This is a genomic window from Paenibacillus sp. OAE614, from assembly GCF_040546645.1.
In the GTDB taxonomy this organism is placed as follows: Bacteria; Bacillota; Bacilli; order Paenibacillales; family Paenibacillaceae; genus Paenibacillus_AQ; species Paenibacillus_AQ favisporus.
This window is the reverse complement of sequence record NZ_JBEPOD010000001.1, coordinates 4,171,015-4,192,405: the sequence shown is the minus strand read 5'-3', so window position 1 is coordinate 4,192,405 and position 21,391 is coordinate 4,171,015. Positions and strand designations below refer to the sequence as shown.

Here is a 21,391-nt window from a genome sequence, read left to right as displayed (position 1 = left end):
GTTATTTCCCGTTCCTGTTCGCTGTTTCATGACCCTCCAGCTTCTCCATACCGGCGCTGGGCGCTGGACCGCTGGACCCGCGCTTCAGCAGTTTGGTGGGCAAGAGCAGTTCGGTATACGGATGCTCGGGATGATCCATCCGCCAGAACAGCTGCTCCACGGCCTTGCGTCCGTAGAGCTTCAGGTCCACATCCATCGTCGTAATCTGAGGTGTGGACACCTGAGACAAATAACCGTTGTCGAAGCTGACGACGGAAACGTCCTCCGGCACGCTGTAACCCGATTGCTGCAGGGCCGAATTCAGGTAAAAGCCGAGCCCGTCGTTGACGCAGAACCAAGCCGTCGGGAGCTGTGGCAGCGTTTTTATTTTTTGCAAAATGTAATCCGTGTTTTCTACGGCATCCTTGATCACCCATGGCTCGTGGATCTCCAGCCCGAAGTCGTTCATCGCCAGTACGTATCCTTCCCAGCGCTCGTAATAACTTGGCGAAAACGTAGTGTTGGCCAACAGGCCGATCTTTCGATGTCCCAGCTCTGTCAAGTGACGGACAGCCTCATAAGCACTAAACCGGTTATTGGTTAAAATGCAGTCAGCATGGATAGAGGGATGGTGATGGTCGATGAGGACCGTCGGTTTACCCATGTTTGTAATGGTATTGATATAGTCAGTTGTAATGTGAGACAGAATGAGGATGCCGTCCACGGATTGATTGAGCAGAAACGAAGGGAGAGCCAGCTTATCAGCCGACTGTTTGCTGACCGACTGGATCAGAAGATTTTTTCCCCTGCGCACCGTTTCTCGTTCGATACTCAAATAAATTTCACCAAAGAAACTTTTCATTGAAAAGGCAAAATCAGAAGCGATCAGCGCAATATTTCCGGTCTGTTCCAGCTCGCCGGAGCGGCGCTTACGACTTTGCGAATACACATATCCCATCCGGTGTGCCGTTTCGAGGATCAGCTTCCGCGTATCTTCGCTGACCCCGTCTTTTCCCGACAACGCCTGGGACACGGAATTCTTCGATATATTCAGCTGCTCCGCAATATCCTGCATGGTTACTTTATCCTTCATATGACACCTCAATCTTTGTTTTGCCTGCATAATTGGAGCTCTTTCTAAGAAACTTAAAAAGAAGCCTGCCTTTCAATAAATCACATTACGTTAAATTGTAACGTTACAAGTTCTATAAGTAAAGAGCCTTTATATAAAAAGATTATTCTGTCTTTAATAAAGTGTTGACAAGGTTTTTGTAATGCACAATAATAGGGTTACACAAACGCTTACAAAATATTAAGTAATCTTAATTTGTAACGTTACAAAATAATGTTTCGAGTCTTTGGAATGATGGTTTCAATCTTTCGAGACAATTTTTTGAGGAGGTCAACGATTCGATGAAAAGAAAAATGCTCGGACTTCTGGCTTTGGTGTTGGTGTTATCCTCCATGCTCGCCGCCTGCGGTTCCAAAAAGCAAAGCGCAACGACGGCGGATGGCGTGACGACCATTGAGTTTTGGGCGGCAGCCAATCCGACGCAGCAAGCCTTCTGGGAGAAGATGGCCAAGGCGTACGAACAGACCAATTCCAAAGTGAAAATCAACGTCAGCGTCATCAAGGAATCTCCAAGCTCCGAGGCCAGCATTCAGGCTGCGATTGCCGGGGGAAGCGCTCCGACCATTTCGGAAAACATCAACCGCGGTTTTGCCGCCCAGCTTGCAAACAGCAAGGCACTGGTGCCGCTTGATACGCTAAGCGGATTTAACGATATCGTCACCACCCGTAATATGAAAAATACGATTGAACCATGGAAATTCGCCGACGGGCATCAATACGTGCTTCCGATTTACTCCAATGCGATGCTGTTCGGCTGGCGCCTTGACCTGCTGAAGGAACTGGGGTACAACGAGCCGCCTAAAACGTACAGCGAAGCGCTTGAAGTGAATAAGAAGCTGAAAGCGAAATATCCGGACAAATACTTCTGGGCCAAAGCGGACCTCGCCGATCCGACGGCATGGAAGAGATGGTTTGACTTCTTCATGCTGTATAACGCGGCTTCCGGCGGCAACAAATTCATTGAAGGCAACAAGTTCGTCGGGGATGAGAAAGCGGGCGTCGAAACGCTGAAGTTTATTGACGATCTCCGCAAGGACAAGGGCATCCTGGCGCAAAACGTACAGGATCCGTTCGAGACCGGCACTAGCCTGTTTATCGACCTCGGTCCTTGGACCTTTACGAACTGGGCCGAGAAGTTTCCTGACATGAAATACAACCAGAACTACACGCTGAGCATGCCTCCGGTACCTGACGGCGTAGATCCGAAAGATTCCAAAACGTTTGCCGATACGAAAGGGCTTGTGATCTATGCGTCGGCCACCAAGGAGCAGCAGCAGGCGGCGATGGATTTTGTGAAGTGGGTCTATTCGGATGCGAAAAACGACGCCCAGTGGTTTGATGAAACGAAGCTGCCGCCGGCTCGCGACGACCTGACCACCAACGAATCCTTCAAGGCGATTTTGGACAAAAACCCGGAACTGAAGCCTTATGCCGAAAATGTGCCGAATGCGGTGCCGCCGATGGATAATCCGAAATATAACGACCTGCAGACCTTTATTGGACAAGAAGCCTGGAATAAAGTCGTCCGCGGGGAGATCGATCCGGCAGCCGGATGGGCGAACATGAAGAAAGCCATTGAAGGGGAACTTCAATAAAAGGAGTCTTCTAAATGAAAGAAAACAATAACCGGTTGGGCTGGCTGTTCGCCAGTCCCTACCTGATTTACTCTCTCGTGTTTTTCCTGATTCCGCTCGTTTGGTCTTTTTATTTGTCTTTTACGAACTGGGACCTGATCGCTCCCGAATATGACTTTGTCGGCTTTGACAATTTTGCCAAGGCACTTAAATCGCCCGGCGTGCACGCCGCGTTCTGGGTGACATACAAATTCATGATGGTGTTTGTGCCGCTAGTGATCGTGCTGTCGCTCGTCGTTTCGGTTCTGGTGCACAGTCTTCCGCGTTTGAAAAGCTTGTTTCTCATCGGCTTTTTCCTGCCGTACCTGTCTTCCGGCGTCGTATCGGCGCTGATTGTTAAAGGTTTGCTGTCTTTCAACAGCCCGGTCAACACGGCGCTGCGCAAAATCGGCATTAACATCGACTGGTTGGGGACTTCCTGGTCGGCACTCCTGATCGTCGGCATGATTATGGCTTGGAAATTTACCGGGTACTACGCGCTCATACTGACGTCGGGCCTGGAAAGCATAGATCACGAAGTATACGAGGCGGCTGCCATCGACGGAGTTACCGGCCGGCAGCGCTTCTGGAAAATTACGCTTCCGCTGCTGTACCCTGCGCTCTATACGACGCTGATTCTCGCTTTCGGCGTCACCTTCGGCATCTTCACCGAGGTATACCAGCTGACAGGCGGAGGTCCAAACAATGCCACCAATACGTGGCAGATGGAAATTTACAGCCAGGCGTTCAAAAACCTGCAGGCCGGTTATGCGTCTGCGGTGGCGCTGCTCGCCTCGGTAGCTACCTTTATTTCGATCTTTATCATCCGGAAACTGCTAGAAAAGTGGGGTGCTCGAAATGGTTGGGTCTAAACGCAGCCGCAAGTCCAGTCTGGCCATCCGTTATATCATCGCAGGAGTATTGCTGCTCGTGATGGTGTATCCGTATTTGTACATGGTGCTGAATTCGTTTGCGGACTGGACACAGGTGGATCGGAAGCTGATTCCGAGTTCGTATACGCTGAAGTCGTACACCTGGCTGTTTACAGGCGGTGAGACGGGAATCACGCGGCCCTGGCTGGGCGCTTTTGTAAACAGTATCATCGTGTCTCTGCTGTCGACCTTCCTCATGATGATGTTCGGGGTGATGGTCGCTTATGCCCTTTCGAAGCTGAAATGGCGCGGCAGGGATACCGTCAACAACTTCATTTTGTTCCACATGTTTTTTCCGGCCATCATTCTGTTGATTCCGAGCTTTCTCATTATTCAAAAGCTGGGTTGGTACGACACCTACTGGGCGATGATCATTCCGAAAGGGGTCAGCCTGTGGGCGATCTTCATGTACACGAACTTCTTCAAGGCGGTGCCATCCGTATTTATTGAAGCGGCCAAGCTGGATGGAGCAAGGGATTTTCAAATTTTGTACAAAATCATGATGCCGATGTCCAAGTCCATCACCAGCGTCGTCTTTCTGTTCCTCCTGATGGAGCGCTGGACCGAGCTGTTGTGGGATATGATCATGGTCCGCAGCGACGGGATGCTGACGCTGAACGTCCTGCTTTCGCAGATGTTCGGTCCGTACGGAACGTATCCGGGTCCGCTGTACGCGGGATCGGTGCTGCTGTCCCTGCCGATCATCATCCTGTTCATCATCTTCGGCAAAAACTTCCAGAAGGGCATGCAGGTCAGCTTGAAATAGGCCCTGCGCGATAGGAAGGAGCGGATCACAATGGGGGAGAAGACGGTGGCTGCAGAGACACCCTGGTGGAAAAGCAGCGTTTTTTATGAAATCTACATGCCAAGCTTTTGTGACGGAAACGGGGATGGCACCGGCGATTTCCAGGGATTGACCTCCAAGCTGGATTACTTGCGGGATCTTGGAACCGGGGGCATCTGGCTGACCCCGTTTTATCCCTCGCCGCGCGTAGATAACGGGTATGACATCTCGGATTATTACGGGGTGGACCCGGTGTTCGGGACGCTGGATGACTTTGACCGATTCGTCCGGGAAGCTCACCGGCGCGGCATTCGCGTGATCGCGGATCTGGTGCTGAATCATACGTCCGCCGAGCATCCCTGGTTCATGGAGTCCCGGTCATCACGGACGAGTCCAAAGCGGGATTGGTATATCTGGAAGGATGCAGTGGACGGCGGCACACCGAACAATTGGGAGTCCTTTTTCGGAGGGACGGCATGGGAATGGGATGAGGCGACCGGACAGTATTATTACCATGCCTTCGCCAAAGAGCAGGTAGATCTCAACTGGGCGAATCCCGAGGTCAGGGAGGCAATGAAGGAAGTGATGTCGTTTTGGCTCGGCCGCGGGATTGACGGTTTCCGGCTGGACGTCATTAATTTCCTGAAGGTGTCCGGGCAGTTTAAGGAAAACCCGGTCACGGCGGATGGCGAACAGGATCACCGGTTCGACCAAAATCAGGAGGGCATTGTGGAGGCCATCCGCGATATTTGCGAATTCGTACGGTCTCAGAACAAAGATGTATTTATGGTAGGCGAAGTCGGTTCCGAGGATATGGAGGTGCTGCGCCGATACAGCGGCGGGGACCTTCTGGACGTGGTGTTTAATTTTAACCTGGGCAGCCGCAAGGAACTGAAGGTCCAAGAGATGTTTGCCGAGCTTGTTCGGATGGAGGGGCTTCATCGGCCGGAGCAGGTGCCGACGATTTTCTTCAGCAGCCATGACATGCCGCGGCATTATAGCCGCTTTTCCTCTGGAGACGATTCCTTGGACCTGTGCACCGCCAAGCTGATGGCGGCATTGATGCTGACCGCCAAAGGCGTTCCCTTCATTTATTACGGTGATGAAATCGGCATGCGGGACTTCGTGCCGGCGGACATCGGGCAAATGCGCGATATTCAGGGGCTGACCGCATACCGGATGGCAAAGGAATCGGGGATGCCCGATTCCGATGCGCTTGCCGCCGCAATCCTCCGAAGCCGGGATCACTCCAGAACGCCGATGCAATGGGATGGGAGCCGATACGGCGGATTTTCACTTCACGGATCGTGGATACCGCTAGGCCCGTCGTCCCGGCAGGTTCATGTCCAGAAGCAGTGGGGGAGCAAGCACTCACTGCTGGAATTTTACCGCTCCCTCATCCGGCTGCGTGGTAAGCATAAGGCACTCCAAACCGGGAAGTACACCTTTTTGAAGCGGAAAGGGGAGTGTATTTACTACGGCCGTCAATCGGAGGAGGAAGAGGTTTGGGTTGCGCTTAATTTCGGGAACCGGCCGTGCGATTTGAACCATTTGGCTGCCGACGCGGCTTCGTACCGGTTACTGCTGGCCAGCAAAGAAACGTCCGTGGATTCGAATCGCTGTCATTCACTGGTTATTGATCCCTTTGAGGCTGCGGTCTGGGCAACGAGCACGAACCATAACATGCAATGAATTTAACTTCGACCAGGTAGGGGGATCATCGTGTTAAACGTGAACAAAACGGAAGTAAAAACATGCCGCGTGCTGCTGGAACAGTACATGGAGGGGCGGGAGAGTACCGCTCCTGCTCACAAGGCGGAGAAGCTGGTTTTTGCCGGCGTCGGAGACCGGGATGTATACAACATCACGGCTCCGTTCGAGGATGATGGGCGGATCGTCATCGCGGGCCGGGTGGAATCCCGGGACAGTGAGCATTCCCAGGTCGTGTTCTTCGTGGAAAACGACGGTGCCTGGGTGCCGCTTGAAGGAGCGCCGGTACTCGAACTGCAGGACCCGTTTCATACCCGGATCGGCGGAGAGCTGATCATGGGCGGAGTTCAGATTTACCCGCACCCTGAGAAAGAGGGAGCGCTCATGTGGCGCACGGCATTTTACCGGGGCGGCCGCATCGCGGATTTAAAGCTGTTCTTCACCGGTCCGGACGGCATGAAGGATCTGCGGCTCACCGGACTTCCGGACGGCGGGATCGGCGTGTTCACCCGCCCGCAGGGCGATAAAGGCGGGCGCGGCCAGATCGGTTATTTCCAGGCCGCATCACTGGACGACTTGACTGTACAGGCAATTGAGGAAGCCCCGCTCCTGGAAGGCCAGTTTATCCCCGAAGAATGGGGAGGGGCCAATGAAATCCACGTGCTAAGCAACGGCCTTCTCGGCGTGCTGGGACATACGGCCTGTTACGATGCCGAAGGCGATCGTCATTATTATCCCATGATTTTTGTACTCGATCCGCAGACGGCTGCGTTTTCCGATATGATGCTGATTGCGGTGCGGGCCGATTTTCTGCCGGGTCCGGCCAAGCGAGAAGACCTTCAGGACGTCGTATTCAGCGGCGGCATCCTGCGCCGGGGCGACGGTACGGCGGTCCTGTATGCGGGAACAAGCGATGCGGAGGCACAGCGTCTGATCATAGCCGATCCTTTTGCGAGATTCGAATCCTAGTTAATACAATGAAGGAGCTTGATCCGAATGAACATTTATCGATATCCTGAAAATCCTTTAATCACCCCTGCCGACGTCAAGCCTCACCGCGAGGGCTTTGAGGTGATCGGTGCATTTAATGCCGGCATCGCCGAGTATCAAGGGGAAACGCTGATGCTGCTGCGTGTGGCGGAGCGTCCGGTCAGCGGCGATCCGAACGTCGTCATCGCCCCTGTATTCAATGCGAAACGTGGTGATCTTGAACTGATTCCTTTCCGCAAAGACGATGACCGGTACGATTTTTCCGACCCGCGGGTGATCCGCAATAAATCTAAAAACGGCACGTTTGAGTATTTGACATCCCTTTCCTATATCCGAATCGCCCGCAGCAGGGACGGCCACCACTTCACGGTGGACGATCAGCCGTTCATTTATCCGTCCAACGAACAGGAAGCGTTCGGCATCGAGGATCCGCGGGTTACGCAGATCGGCGATACTTACTATGTTTATTTTTCCGTCGTGTCTCCCGTAGGGATCGGAGAATCGCTCGTGTCGACCACCGACTTTGTGACGACCCGGCATCACGGCATGATCTTTGGTCCGGACAATAAGGACGTGCTCATTTTCCCGGAAAAGATCAACGGCAAATACTATGCTCTCCATCGTCCGACTATGAAAAGCATCGGAAATCCGGAAATTTGGATCGCGGAATCCGACAATCTGCTCTATTGGGGCAATCATAAGCATCTGCTCGGCCTACGGGACGGGATGTGGGACAGCGGCCGGATCGGCGGCGGCGCCGTGCCATTCAAGACCGACAAAGGCTGGCTTGAGCTGTATCACGGAGCGACATCGGATCACCGCTACTGCATGGGTGCCGTGCTTCTCGATCTGAACGATCCGACGCGGGTGATCGCCCGTTCCGGGAAGCCGGTGATGGAGCCTGAGGCGGAATATGAAAAGCAGGGCTTTTTTGGGGACGTAGTGTTTTCCTGCGGCGCCGTCATTGACGGTGACACGGTGAAAATGTTCTATGGCGTTGCGGACACCTCCATGGCCTGTGCGGAGCTCAGCGTGAAGGAAATATTGGACAGCCTCGAATACCTCGAAGCCAAAGTTTAAGATCGGGTTACAGAACGCCAAAACAAATCATTGTTTTGGCGTTCTATTACATCAGGCCCGGACGAGCCGGTTCGGCTTGCAGCAAGGGCGAAGTGAGGGGAACAGCATGATCATCAAAGACCATTGGAAGCTGCGGGATTTCAGGGAAGGGGAGGCGAAGGATCTTGAAGTGGCCTCGCCGCTTTATGACGATTACTTTTGGATGTCGGCGGAGGTGCCGGGCGACGTCCATACGACGCTGATGCGCCACGGGCTGATCGACGATCCGTTCTATGGGCACAACGACCAGAAGTGCCGGTGGGTGGAGGAGCGGATCTGGTGGTACCGGACCGTTTTTACACTGGACGAGGCACCGCGGCCGGACGACAAAATGCTGCTGGTGTTCGAAGGGCTGGACACATTTGCGACCGTGTATTTGAACGGTGCGGAGCTTGGTTCTACGGACAACATGTTTATCAGCCATACGTTCGAAGTCAGCCGCGAGCTGAAGACGGGCAAAAATGTCATCGCCGTCAAATTCGACCCGGTCCATGCGAAAGTGGGCGGGAAGGCCGTCTCCACGTTCTGGTCCGGTTTTAGCAAGGAACGGGTCTGGACCCGTAAAAACCAAAGCCATTTCGGCTGGGATTGGGGGCCACCGCTCCTGTGCGCGGGAATCTGGAAGGAAGTCCGGCTCGAGAAATATGATGCTGTCAGAATAGAACATGTGTATGCTCGGACGGCGGAGGTTGGCGAGATGGAGGCGCTGGTTGATATATCGGTGGAATTGACTTCATGGGACCGCCGGAAAACATACAGCGTTCTTGTCCAACTGCTCGACGAGGAGAGCGGGGAGGTGGCGGCTGCAGAAACATTGGAGATAAGCGGAACCACCGGCAGCGGGCTGTCCGGATTGGCCGGCGGCATGAGTCTGACGGGCGGAACGAAACTTCGCGTATCGAAGCCCAAGCTGTGGTGGACCCATGATCTCGGCACGCCCCATTTATATGAGCTGCGGATTTCGGTGCATGCGGACGGGATCACCATGGACAAGCGCAGCCAGAAGCTGGGGATTCGCACGCTGGAGTTGAAGCAGCGGGATGCCGATGGAAAACCTGCCTTTACTTTTTTGCTGAACGGCGTTCGTGTATTTGCCAAGGGAGCCAACTGGATTCCGATCGACAGCTTTATCGGCGCGGTGCCGGATGAGCGTTATTCCCGCCTGATTGACATGGCGAAGGCAGCGAACATGAATATGCTCCGGGTCTGGGGAGGGGGCATTTACGAGCGGGATATTTTCTATGATGAGTGTGACCGCCTGGGAATTTTGGTATGGCAGGACTTTATGTTTGCCTGTGCCCTGTATCCCGACTATAACCGCAATTTTATGGATAACGTCGCGGAAGAAGTGCAGCAGGTCGTCAAGCGGCTGCGCAGCCGGACATGCCTGGCCCTGTGGTGCGGCAATAACGAAAATGACTGGCTGTATGAGGCGCTTCATGCGAGCGGAGACATTCCGCACCCTTTTTACGGTGAGAAAATCAATCATGAACTGATGCCTGCGCTTCTGGAGCAGCTGGATCCTTCCCGGACTTTCTGGCCGAGCTCGCCTTACGGAGGGAACGACCATAATTCCCGTGAGGAGGGGGACACGCATAACTGGCAGGTCTGGCACGGCAACATCGAGCCGAGGGTATTCGGCGAGCCCCAGCTTCAGGACTACAGCGTGGAAGGGTTGTCGTTCAAGAAATTCAAGGAGGACCGCACGAAGTTCGCCAGCGAGTTCGGCATGCATGCTTCCGCCAATTTGTACACGCTGCAGCGGAACGTGCCGCGGACGGAGCTGGTGCTTGGCAGTGCGGAAATGATGAACCGCAACAAGGATATCAATCATCTCAAGGGCGTTATGCTGATGGAGGGATACACCGGGATTCCGGGCAACTTGGAGGAATACATCCATTTTTCCATGCTGACACAGGCCGAAGGCCTCAAATACGGCATCGAGCATTACCGAAGAAACAAGCCGGATACGAGCGGGGCGTTGTTCTGGCAGTTCAACGACTGCTGGCCCGGCACCAGCTGGTCCGTCATCGACTATTACGGTCTGCCGAAAGCGGCTTACCATTACGCCCGCAAGTTTTATCATCCGCTGCTGTTGACGGCAGAGTATACGCCCGGGGATGCGGAATTCGTGCTGTGGGGCGTGAACGATACGCGGGAAACTGTTTCCAAGACGGCGGAGCTGGTTGTCTACGGCATGGACGGCCGTCAGGTATATGCCCGGACGTTCGCTGCAGAGATTGAGGCATGCGGGAAACAGCGCATCGCAGTGGTGAAGCTGGACGACCTGCTTCAAGGTCTCGACGCCGATGAAGCCGTCTGCGTTGTACGCTGGATGGACGGCTGCGGGGAAGACAACTTTTATTATTTTTGCGACCATAAAGATATGAACTTCCGGCCCGTTAACTTGAACGTTCAGGTGAACCCCGAGGAACGGAGCGTAACGGTATCCTCCGACTATGCCGCCCGAATGGTAAGGCTTGAGATGGACGAAGCCTGGCTGGATTGGGAGGATAATTATTTCGACCTGCTGCCGGGACAGACGCGAGTCATCCATGTCGGACAGAAGGAAGGCAAGGAGGTTCCGTGGAATACCTTGAAGGTATCGGCATTAAACGGTGCGTCGGTCGCGATGAATGGACGACAGCCGGTTACGGAATGAGGAAGGGGAGAATTGGCGATGAGAGCGGCAGTGCTTGTGGACCAGGAAGTAATGGATGTTAAGGAACAGAAGACCTCGGAGGCCGGCACCGGCGAGGTGCTGATTCGGGTGCGCAGCTGCGGCATTTGCGGAACGGACCAGCACATTTACCACGGTCATCCGGGTTCGGCGGAAGTGCATCCGCCGATCGTACTCGGGCATGAGCTGTCCGGCGAGGTGGTGGCGGTCGGGCAGGGCGTAAGCAGCTTAAAGGAAGGGGACCGGGTTTCGGTCGATCCGAATATATACTGCGGAAGCTGCGAATTCTGCCGCAGCGGCAGGTTTCACCTATGCGACCGGCTGCAGGCAGTCGGCGTAACGCGGGACGGCGGCATGGCTGAATTCTGCCTCGTGCCTGAAGAAAATTGTTACAATATCCCGGACGCGATGAGTTATGAAGAAGCGGCTCTGCTTGAACCGCTCGGCTGCGTGCTGCACGGGTTTCGCAAGCTCGATATCCGGCCGCAGCATCAGGTGCTGATCATCGGCGGCGGATTTATCGGGCAGATCTTCCTGCAGCTCGTTCGCGAATGCGGCGTTTCGCGGATTACGGTCAGCGAACCGGCGTCCTACAAGCATGAGACGCTTCGCAGCTTGGGGGCGGATGCGGTCGTATCGCCTCTCGATCCGGATACCGCGGACGCGCTTGCTTCCAGTGCCGATGTCGTGATCGAATGCGTCGGGCGGACGGATTCGGTACAGTCGGCCATTCGTGCCGCCCGCAAGGGAGGGCAGGTGCTGCTGTTTGGCGTGGCTGCTCCGGACGCGGAGGCCGCCATCCGTCCTTTCGACATTTTTTCGAAGGAGCTGCGGATCATGGGTTCGTTCATCAACCCGTTTACCCACACGGATGCGATCCAGCTGGTATCCCGCGGCAAGGTCCGGCTCGCGCCTCTCATCAGCCACCGCTTCACACTGGAGCAGCTGCCGGATGCGATGCGGAATTACCCTCAGCTGGGGGTCAGCAAAGGCATCGTTCAAATCTAAAAGGTGAAAGCAGGTAAGCTGGAATAGACACTGATAGAATCGGTGTCTATTTTTCCATTTTTGGGTAATCTATGATTGTTATCGCCTAAAATTGATTTATTGACTGAAAAAAGCAAGATTACCAGCTTTGACCAAGCATTTTTGGTCATTTTTTCACGAACTAACATAATTGACCGTCCGTTAATTTAACTATATACTTCTTATAATATAAAGATTAGCGAAGGAGGAAATCGGATTGGAAGACAGATCCATGACCGTAAAGATTGAGATAGATACGCTGGTAACGATGCTGAAAATGGCCTTCTCCTTTGAGAATTGGGATAACATGATTAAAATTTCTACCGAACTTTATGAGTCCGCTTACGAGATGTATGTCGAACAAAAGGAACGGAATCGACGGCTTCAGGTTACGGAACGCCCGATCGTCTATTATTTCGGGTACAGCCATCTCATGAAGGGGCTTGCCTACCAAAAGAAGAAAATGTACCAAGAGGCTAAACAGTGCATAGCTAACTATGAAGATCTAAGCTACATGTCTGACGGTTCTCCTGCCAACAATCAGGCTGTCGAAAACTTCCGTTTTTTCGCAAGAGCCAATATGTTTACGCTTAACATTCTTTCAGGGAATTTGGACTGCCTGGAGGATTATTCAGCGTTTATACAGGAAAATCCATCCGAAACTCTCCCTGGACTAATTACGATTTTAGAGGCAGCAAATATACATAACTATGACGTCGATCATATCCTGGATATTCTTGTCGTCGAAGATTCGCAGCTCATTCCGATTGACCAAAATCCCGTAGATCTCTCCTATTATATTTCTTTTTTGTATTTGCTGGCGGTTTATAGATTTAAAAAAGAAAATCACGCAGAAGCGCTCGATAGGACTTTACAAGCTTTGACATTATCTGATAAACTTGAAGATGACAAAATTTTCAAAAAATGCGTCGCCTTATTCGAATCTTTCAGATCACATGCTTCACAGTCTCAACTAGAATCGTACTCGTCTATCCAAAAAAACATTCTCAAAGGAGCGATTGAAGATGAAGAAGGTATTGTTTTCGACGGTAGTAGCATTAGGACTATTTAGTGTTAGTCTGCTGACGGCATCCGCCTTTACGACGCTGAACCACGGTGCCAACTATGATACGGCCAACCATGGAGCCAACTATTCGATCCAGAACCACGGTGCAAACTATTAATCGGTTTTGCTAGCGGAGGTTAAGATACTTTATAGACGATTTAGAAGAACAGCCCGACAGCTTGTTGGGCTGTTTTTTTGTTTCCCTTATGCCTGTTTGTGTCGAATGTGGCCTCCGAGCTGTTGAACCATGGAGGGGCACCGAATGCAGACGACCTGATGGCCTGATGGCCTGATGGTCTTATACTTCTGTTTGAATTGACGTTTGTTGTTATATCTTGTCATTTGTATTTATAATGAAGAAAAACGGTTGGAGGTTACTATGTTTGCAACCCAGCGAAGAGAAAAAATACTGGAGGCGCTTCAACGCGACAAGCAAATTGTGGTGAAGCAGCTGGCACGCGAGCTGCAGGTGTCTGAGGGGACCCTGCGGACGGATTTGCGGATGCTGGAAGAAGAGGGTGTCCTGGAGCGTACCCACGGCGGAGCGGTTCCGGCGAGGACCAAACCGGTGCCGGCCGAGCCCCGGTATCCGAGCCGCAGCGAGCTGAACTACGAGGAGAAGCGGGCGATCGGGACAAAGGCTGCCGAACTCGTAACCCGGGGCCAATGCATTATTCTGGATGCCAGCTCCAGCGTGCTGGAGCTGGCGAAGGCGCTGGTGGAGCATGATTATCTCACCGTTGTGACGAATGGACTGGAGGCTGCCACCATCCTGAACCAGAATCCGCGGATCAACGTCATTTTGATCGGCGGTATCCTCCGCTCCGGCTCTAAAACGATCGAGGGGGTTCTAGGAAAAAGCATTTTGGAAGGGATTCATTCCGACCTGTTCTTTACTTCGGCGGAGGGGCTGAGCGTCAGGGAGGGCATGACCGATTTCAGCCTGTACGAGGCGGAGCTGAAGAAGCTGATGATTGCGAGCTCGAGCAAAACGGTTGCGCTTGTGGACCACACCAAGCTGGGCCGGCGGTCGATCGCCACATCCGCCAAAATGGAGGACATCGACGTGCTCATCACCGATGAAGGGGCAGACCCGGAGTTTCTGCGTCAGCTGGGTACGACGGAAGTGTTGATCGCTCCCTATTTATAATACGGCGGTCCGTGATCGTGTCTGACTGAATTCAAATCGTCATATATTGCCATTTAAAAACGTTCACAAAAGCAAACAATCGTTGACAAACGCAGACAATCACAGGGAGAATGAACATATAAGAACACGGCGGGAGGATCTAAAAATGAGTTTGGAGACAGTGGACGGTTTTATTATCGATTTGGACGGGACGGTATACCGGGGGGCGCAAGCCATTCCGGGGGCCAAGGAGAGCATTGCGCTGCTCCGATCGCAGGGCAAGCGGATGGTTTTCCTCAGCAACCGGGGGAACATTTCACGGGCGATGTGCCATCAGAAGCTTCTTTCCATGGGTATCGACGTGCCTGCGCAAGAGATTCTGCTTACTTCCACGGTAACAGCCCGGTACCTTCAGCAGCACCACCCTGGAAGCCAGGCGTGGGTGCTGGGGCCGGACGGACTGCGGGATGAACTGGTACTGGCCGGCATCGGGCTGGCTGAGAAACCCGAGAATGCCGACTGGCTCGTCATCACGCTGCACGAGGAGCTGACTTATGCGGAGCTGAATCAGGCGTTTCGGGCCGTGCGGAACGGCGCCCGCATCATCGCAACCAATGACGATAAATCGTTCCCCGGGGATGACGGGGAGTGCATCGACGTCGGCGGCATGATCGCCGCCATCGTCGCCACGGCGGGCCAAGAGGTCGAAGTGGTCATCGGCAAGCCGTCGGCATTGATGGCTGAAGCGGCTTTACAGGTGCTCGGACTGCCGCCGCAGCAGTGCTTGGTGATCGGGGACAGCCTGGGCTCGGACATCCAGCTCGGCCGCCGGGCAGGCATCCGCACCGCGCTGGTGCTGAGCGGATCGGCAACAAGGCGGGATGCGGAGACGGCCGCAGAAGGCCCGGACATGGTCTGGGAGTCGCTGGCCGAGCTTCAGCATCTCTTGAAGGGAAAGGAAGGAATCAAATGACGGATTGGTTGAAGGATATCAGGGAAGCGGCGGGACGTATGGATGACGCGGATGAGCGCCTCGCCGACATTTGTCCGGTCGTGCTGGAAAGCGGTGCGATTCGGAAGGCGGGCGCATTTTTAAAAGACCAGGATTACCGCCGCGTAATCGTCACGGCTGACAAGAACACCTTTGCAGCCGCCGGCGAACAGCTGATGGAATCCGTTACGGAAGCAGGGGTTAACGCAAGCGTTACGTTCATTTCCCCTGATGAGCAGGGCGATGTCATCGCCGACGAGCGGTCAATTGTGCAGCTGCTGCTTGACGTGAAATCCACTAAGGCGGATGCGGTAGTTGCGCTCGGATCAGGAACGCTGCACGACGTATCCAGATTTGCCGCATACTCGGCAGGTATCCCGTTTGTATCCGTGCCGACCGCCCCATCGGTGGACGGATTTAATTCCAAGGGAGCGCCGCTCATTATCCGCGGCGAGAAAATCACGATTCAATCGATCGGCCCGGCGGCGATTTTCGCCGACCTGGATATTTTGACGGCTGCGCCGCGGACGATGGTCGCCGCCGGCTTCGGGGACATGCTGGGCAAATGCACGTCGCTGTTTGATTGGACATTCGGGAGTCTGACGGCGGATGAGCCTTATTCCGAAATTGTGGCCGAGATGACGACCAAAGCGCTGCAGCAGTGTGTGGATCACATCGACGCGATCGCGGACCGCACGCCGGAAGGAATCCGGGTGCTGACGCAAGCTTTGATCGAGTCCGGTTTTGCCATGCTGCTGTTCGGACAGTCGCACCCGGCTTCCGGAGCGGAGCACCATTTGTCCCATTATTGGGAAATGGCGTTTTTACGTGAAGGCAGAAGGGCGGTACTGCATGGGGCCAAGGTCGGCGTCGCCTGTGCGGAAATTTCGCAGCTGTACCACCGGCTGGACGCGGAAAATTCCCTGCCGGTTGCTGAGGAGCAGTTGGAGCGCGTCCGCGCGGAGCTGGCCAAGGTGCCGTCACCTGATACGCTGCGGGCCTGGCTGCGCAAGGTTGGCGGTCCCGCTTCCATTCAGGAGCTGGACATCGATCCGGAGCTGCTGAAGCGAAGCCTAGCGGAGGCCGACCAGATCCGTCCGAACCGCCATACCCTGCTACGGGCGGTGAACGATCAGCGGCGAACGTGATTTCGATTGGAAAACGTTGCAGCGATTACGCTCTGGTGAAAAAATCGGGCGATCATGACTATACTCAAATAAAGGCCGCCGGTATGGCGGCTTTTTTGCGTTTTCATGGTTTGGGACAATTTGTTGCTTAGCTCCTCGCCAGGGAGGAACAGCCTGCGCGAGAGATGATTGTTTAGTTGTGTAAATGAAGGAAGCCGGGAAGGGCGTACCCGATCTTTATATCGAAAAGTATTCACTAGGCTTGTAATCTTCCCTTAATCTAAGATGGAAAAGGCTCCTTTCTCATTAGAGAAAGGGCCTGTTTTGCGGTGAAATAATATTTCACGGACCTAGGTGCGTATGTGTTGTATTCACTCGGTATGAGGAAAGGTCGAGGTAGGGTTTACTGCTGAACCTTAGGCAGTGTAGTATTGCCAGGCAGTGAGTTAATACTCACTGCCTTATGTTTTTCTGTACAGAGCAAAGCGATTGTACAGCAACATTGCCCACCCCTACAGCAGCGAATGTTTGGACGGGCGAACGTCTTTGGCTTTGTGCGAAGCACAAAACAAGATAGAGAGCCCGGCCAAACAGAGCAGCCCCAAACAGGAGCAGCCTGCACTTTTTTACAATTACCATAAAAGAATATTATTACTTCCGAAATAAAATATTATTTCAAAAACCGTTGACCGGAATGAAATTTATCGTTATTATGAAATCAAGAAATAGAAGTCAACACGGATAGGGGGATGGCTATGGATGAGTATCTGGCGGGGTTAACGACAGAAGGGATCAACGATAAAACATTGAGTATAGATGAATGTTCAACCGAAGAGATGGTTCGCCTGATGAATGAACAGGATTCCAAAGTTCCGGCTGCAGTCGCTGCAGAGATACCGCAAATTGTAAGGGCGGTGGACACACTCCATCATGTGCTGAAGAATGGTGGAAGAATGTTTTACGTTGGGGCTGGATCTTCCGGCAGGCTCGGTGTGCTGGACGCTTCTGAATGTCCTCCCACGTTCGGCGTGGATCCCTTGCTGGTACAAGGACATATTGCCGGAGGAGACGGAGCACTGAGAACTGCTGTTGAGGGTTATGAAGACAATGCTGAGGAGGGGGTCGCTTTAATTGAAAGGTGCGGCGTGACAGACAAGGATGCGGTTATCGGCATCAGCGCCAGCGGAAGCGCGACATTCGTCATCGCTGCCTTGAAGAAGGCAGGGGAAATCGGAGCCGCTACGATCGGCGTCGTCAATAACAAAAATTCCAAAGTGGAGCACGTCTGCGACGTATGCATAGCACCTGTCGTAGGGCCGGAAGTGATCATGGGATCAACCAGATTAAAAGCGGGGACTGCACAGAAAATGGTCCTGAACATGCTGACCACCTGTACGATGGTGAAGCTGGGCAAGACCTACAACAATCTCATGGTGGACTTGAAAGCAAGCAATATCAAGCTGCGGGACCGATCGGTGCGTATCATAAAGACAGCAACCGGGGTCGATGACAAGACGGCACTTTCCTATTTGGAAAGCGCTTCCATGAATTGCAAGCTGGCTATTATGATGATCAAAACCGGCTTGGACGCCCAGGCGGCGGAACAAGCGCTGGATCAAGCCGAGGGGAGCCTGAAGAGGGCGATCCGCAATTTTTCGAAAGTGGTCTAATACCAGAGGATATCCTTGAGGAGGCATGTTGTTCATGAAGAAAAGAATGCGTGTATTAGCATCCGTATTTGCCGTAAGCATGGCACTGACCACACTGACGGCCTGCGGCGGCAAAGGCGATTCCAAATCGGCCGAAGCGTCCGATCCGAACGCGAAAGATACCATTACGGCGCTGCTGCCGCCGGTATCGGGCAATTTCCAGGACACCTTCGCGGACATTCAAAAGGAATTTACGGAGAAATATCCGAACCTGACGCTGAAAATCGAACCGGCCAGCTGGGAGGACATGACACAGAAGCTTGATACCCAGGTGAACGCCGGCAGCCCTCCGGACATTGCGTTTATCGGTTCCGACGGCATCTCCAAATACGTTGACCAAGGCATGGCGCTTGACATCAAGGACATCGCCACACCGGAAATGATCAACGATTACGACAAAGGACCGCTGGAATACATGAAGAAGGGCGACGGCCTGTACGGCTTCCCGGCTTATATGGAAGTCCACGCGCTGGGCGGTAACCGCGAGTTCCTTGAGAAGGCGGGCATCGACTGGAAAAAGGTACAGCAGCAAGGATGGACCTTCGATGAGTTCCGTGAAGCCATCAAGAAAGGCGTCGTTTCCGAAGGCGGCAAAACGTCCCGTTACGGCTTCGTATTTGCTACCGCCGGCGTCACTTCGAAAGACTACTTGGGCATTCTGATCAAAAATGCAGGCATGCCTTCCGCATTTACGCAAGATTTGAAATACGCGTACACCAGTAAAAACTATCTTGAAGTACTTAAGGATATCCGCGCATTGATCGACGACGGCTCCATGCCGAAGGAATTGAGCTCCATTGACGCGGGTAAACGCTGGAACATGTTCCTGACCGGCCAAACGATGATCACCGGTAAAGGGATGGCGACCTTCGAAAAATCCGCAAATACGAACAATGAGAAAATCAAAGCCAACGACGGCAGCGCGGTCAAAGGCAGCATTCCAGTGACTTATACGGTTCTCCCGGTTCCGTCCTTCCTTGGCGAAAAAGCCGTTTCCAGCGTAGCGGTTGACGGTTACGTCGCATTCCGCGGCAAAAAGGAACCAAGCGAAGCCCATAAGCAAAACGTCGTGAAGGCGCTGTACTTCCTGGCCAGCGGCAAAGTAGCCGCAACCACGAACAACGACCTGTTCGTCGCTCAAATTACGGAAAGCGGCAGAAAAGCGGCGGAAAGCATGCCGGTTGAACGCGACGCAGACAACAAGGCAGCCGTTGAAACGATGCTGAAGAACGCGGCGCCTGCCCGTCCGGACATCCCGGCTGAGCTGGAAGCCAAAGCCATCAAGCTGGAGGACGAAGTGATCGTTCCGAAGCTGCAGGCACTCATTGCCGGCGAGATCAAGCCGGAAGAGATGTACGATGCCGTCAAATCCGCCGCGGTTTCCGCGTTCGGTGAAGACGGAGTAGTGAAAGACTAATCCCTGAATCAAGCGGATAGCCGTGTGCGGGTCACGCGGCTATCCGATATATAGGCTGTAAGAAGGGATAGGAAAGGAGTTTCGCAAAAGATGGCTCAACTAGCTAAACCGGCCAAAAGACGCAGAATTAGGGGAGACGGAGCCTGGGCGTATGCTTTTATCGCCGTTGCTTTGGTGGTCTTCGCCATGTTTACCGCTTATCCGGTCGTGAGCGCGTTTATTATCAGCTTCCAGAAATACAAGCCGATCGGCTCGGAGTATGTGGGGTTCGATAACTACATCGCCACATTCAAGGATTCCTTGTTTTGGAAATCGGTGGTCAACACGGTCGTGTACACGATTCTAACCGTCCCCGTATCGTTAATCATCTCCTTCGCCATTGCGATTCTGATCCTGCCGCTGAAGAAAAAGCTGCAGACGACGTTCAAGGCGGTCTATTACCTGCCTGCAGTCGCTTCGGGTGTTGCGCTGTCGGTGGTATGGCTGTGGATCTTCGATCCGATGCCGGAAGGCATTTTCAACAAGCTGATCAGCTTGTTCGGCATCAGCAACCAGAACTGGCTTGGCTCCAGCGCCACGTCGATGTTCTCGCTGGTCCTGATGGCCTGGCTGTCCAGCCACGGCACCAGCATTATCATTTATTTGGCCGCGCTGCTCGGCATCGATTCCAGCTATTATGAAGCCGCCGATTTGGATGGCGCCAACTTTTTTCAGAAGCTGTGGTACATCGTCATTCCGAGCCTGAAGCCGACGACGCTGTTCCTGCTGGTTACCGGTGTTATCGGTTCCTTCCAGGTGTTCCAGAATGCGTACCTCATGACAGGCGGCGGTCCGGACAACTCGACGACGATGGTAGGTCTCCTGATCTTTAACAACGCCTTCAAGTACTTCGAATTCGGTAAAGCGGCAGCCCAGTCCCTCGTGCTCGCAGCGATTATCGCGCTGATCTCGCTGGTGCAGTTCAAGTTTATGGGCAAAGACGTGGAATATTAAGAAATACGCCGCTGAGGCGTCATTTTCACAGAAGACAGACCGCGCTTCGCGGAAGTTTTTCTTGCGAGATCAGGATGCTTAAGCGAAAGAAGTTATACTTTCTGATCTCTTAAGTAAGGAGGAAGATCCGAACATGGCACTTTACAGCGAACATACCGGAAAGCCGGCGGCAAAGCGCGCCAGAAACGGTGTGATCATTATCATTTTGATCCTATTTGCATTAGCAACGATTTTCCCCATTTATTTCATGATCATGTCGTCCTTTGGCGATCCGATCGAAGCGGGGGCGGCGAACTATTCCCTGTTTCCGACCAAATTCACGCTGGACTCCTATAAATTCTTTTTTGATTACAGCGAATATTCGTACCGCTGGCTGCTGAACTCGCTGATCGTGGCGACGACGGTTATGGTATCGAACGTGTTTTTCGCCAGCCTGGCGGGTTACGCGTTTTCCAAAATCAAGTTTAAGGGCAGAACGGTTCTGTTTACGATCCTGCTGATCGCCATGATGATCCCTTATCAGGTGACCCAGGTTCCGCTTTACATTTTGATCGTCAACATTTTCAATATTCAAAACACCTACAGCGCCTTGATTTTGCCGGGCCTTGTCACGGTCTACAACATTTTCTTGGCCAAACAGTTCATGGGCAGCATCCCTGGGGAAATCCTTGAATGTGCCAAAATCGAAGGCTGCAACCAGTTCCAGATTTATTTCCGGATCATTCTGCCATTGTCCAAAACGGTGCTGGCGGTCATGGCCATCCTGACCTTTATGGACAGCTGGAACACGTTCTTCTGGCCGTTCCTCGTGACAAACACGATGGATATGCAGACGATTCAGGTCGGTCTGAAAAACTTCCGGTTTGCGAATACGACCTATTTTGCGCCGATGATGGCGGGTGCCACCATTTCCGCGCTGCCGATGTTCATCCTCTTCTTCAGCCTGCAAAAGTACTTCCTGGAAGGAGTCACGGTGGGAGCCGTGAAGGGCTGA

General features: G+C 53.3%; 18 protein-coding genes. 17 read left to right on the top strand and 1 reads right to left on the bottom strand.

What is annotated here, in order from left to right; genetic code table 11:
* Position 1: 1 nt before the first annotated feature.
* Positions 2-1,072 carry a LacI family DNA-binding transcriptional regulator gene (locus tag ABIE48_RS19210; RefSeq protein ID WP_145024062.1) on the bottom strand — a complete coding sequence of 357 codons (1,071 nt, stop codon included), beginning with the start codon at positions 1,070-1,072 and terminating at the stop codon, positions 2-4.
* Positions 1,073-1,392: 320 nt separating this feature from the next.
* Between ABIE48_RS19210 and ABIE48_RS19205 the strand changes: the two genes are divergently transcribed.
* From ABIE48_RS19205 to ABIE48_RS19125, 17 genes are all read left to right on the top strand, one after another.
* The gene (locus ABIE48_RS19205; RefSeq protein ID WP_105442176.1) at positions 1,393-2,706 is read left to right on the top strand and encodes an ABC transporter substrate-binding protein; all 1,314 of its coding nucleotides are present in this window, start codon (positions 1,393-1,395) and stop codon (positions 2,704-2,706) included.
* A 14-nt stretch (positions 2,707-2,720) separates the two neighbouring features.
* The gene (locus ABIE48_RS19200) at positions 2,721-3,596 is read left to right on the top strand and encodes a carbohydrate ABC transporter permease (protein ID WP_076171042.1); all 876 of its coding nucleotides are present in this window, start codon (positions 2,721-2,723) and stop codon (positions 3,594-3,596) included.
* Positions 3,583-4,422: a carbohydrate ABC transporter permease gene (locus tag ABIE48_RS19195; RefSeq protein WP_192715561.1), complete on the top strand. Its 840-nt coding sequence runs from the start codon at positions 3,583-3,585 to the stop codon at positions 4,420-4,422. The genes ABIE48_RS19200 and ABIE48_RS19195 overlap by 14 nt, the downstream gene beginning before the upstream one ends.
* A gap of 30 nt (positions 4,423-4,452) precedes the next feature.
* The gene (locus tag ABIE48_RS19190) at positions 4,453-6,132 is read left to right on the top strand and encodes an alpha-glucosidase (RefSeq protein WP_354519503.1); all 1,680 of its coding nucleotides are present in this window, start codon (positions 4,453-4,455) and stop codon (positions 6,130-6,132) included.
* 87 nt (positions 6,133-6,219) lie between these two features.
* Positions 6,220-7,119, top strand: a complete 900-nt coding sequence (locus ABIE48_RS19185; RefSeq protein WP_192715843.1) for an MTP-1 family protein — start codon at positions 6,220-6,222, stop codon at positions 7,117-7,119.
* Positions 7,120-7,146: 27 nt separating this feature from the next.
* Positions 7,147-8,220, top strand: a complete 1,074-nt coding sequence (locus tag ABIE48_RS19180) for a BtaManbiosPhlase (RefSeq protein WP_192715560.1) — start codon at positions 7,147-7,149, stop codon at positions 8,218-8,220.
* Positions 8,221-8,326: 106 nt separating this feature from the next.
* Positions 8,327-10,921: a beta-mannosidase gene (locus ABIE48_RS19175; protein ID WP_192715559.1), complete on the top strand. Its 2,595-nt coding sequence runs from the start codon at positions 8,327-8,329 to the stop codon at positions 10,919-10,921.
* Positions 10,922-10,939: 18 nt separating this feature from the next.
* The gene (locus ABIE48_RS19170; RefSeq protein ID WP_192715558.1) at positions 10,940-11,947 is read left to right on the top strand and encodes a zinc-dependent alcohol dehydrogenase family protein; all 1,008 of its coding nucleotides are present in this window, start codon (positions 10,940-10,942) and stop codon (positions 11,945-11,947) included.
* Between the two features lie 235 nt (positions 11,948-12,182).
* Entirely contained in the window at positions 12,183-13,037 is an 855-nt protein-coding gene (locus tag ABIE48_RS19165; RefSeq protein WP_089547964.1) for a hypothetical protein, read from the top strand.
* Entirely contained in the window at positions 12,991-13,149 is a 159-nt protein-coding gene (locus ABIE48_RS19160) for a hypothetical protein (protein WP_163876363.1), read from the top strand. Before ABIE48_RS19165 ends, ABIE48_RS19160 begins: the two co-directional genes overlap by 47 nt.
* 261 nt (positions 13,150-13,410) lie before the next feature.
* Positions 13,411-14,181, top strand: coding sequence for a DeoR/GlpR family DNA-binding transcription regulator (locus ABIE48_RS19155; protein WP_089547963.1), 771 nt, complete (start codon positions 13,411-13,413; stop codon positions 14,179-14,181).
* 145 nt (positions 14,182-14,326) lie between these two features.
* Positions 14,327-15,133 carry an HAD-IIA family hydrolase gene (locus ABIE48_RS19150; RefSeq protein ID WP_192715557.1) on the top strand — a complete coding sequence of 269 codons (807 nt, stop codon included), beginning with the start codon at positions 14,327-14,329 and terminating at the stop codon, positions 15,131-15,133.
* A complete protein-coding gene (locus ABIE48_RS19145) occupies positions 15,130-16,299 on the top strand; it encodes a sn-glycerol-1-phosphate dehydrogenase (RefSeq protein WP_145024072.1) in 1,170 nt (389 codons plus the stop codon). Before ABIE48_RS19150 ends, ABIE48_RS19145 begins: the two co-directional genes overlap by 4 nt.
* A gap of 734 nt (positions 16,300-17,033) precedes the next feature.
* A complete protein-coding gene (gene murQ, locus ABIE48_RS19140) occupies positions 17,034-17,948 on the top strand; it encodes an N-acetylmuramic acid 6-phosphate etherase (RefSeq protein ID WP_105442182.1) in 915 nt (304 codons plus the stop codon).
* A 34-nt stretch (positions 17,949-17,982) separates the two neighbouring features.
* The gene (locus ABIE48_RS19135; RefSeq protein WP_076171073.1) at positions 17,983-19,404 is read left to right on the top strand and encodes an ABC transporter substrate-binding protein; all 1,422 of its coding nucleotides are present in this window, start codon (positions 17,983-17,985) and stop codon (positions 19,402-19,404) included.
* Between the two features lie 90 nt (positions 19,405-19,494).
* Positions 19,495-20,397: a carbohydrate ABC transporter permease gene (locus ABIE48_RS19130; RefSeq protein WP_076171075.1), complete on the top strand. Its 903-nt coding sequence runs from the start codon at positions 19,495-19,497 to the stop codon at positions 20,395-20,397.
* Between the two features lie 133 nt (positions 20,398-20,530).
* A complete protein-coding gene (locus ABIE48_RS19125; RefSeq protein ID WP_076171078.1) occupies positions 20,531-21,391 on the top strand; it encodes a carbohydrate ABC transporter permease in 861 nt (286 codons plus the stop codon).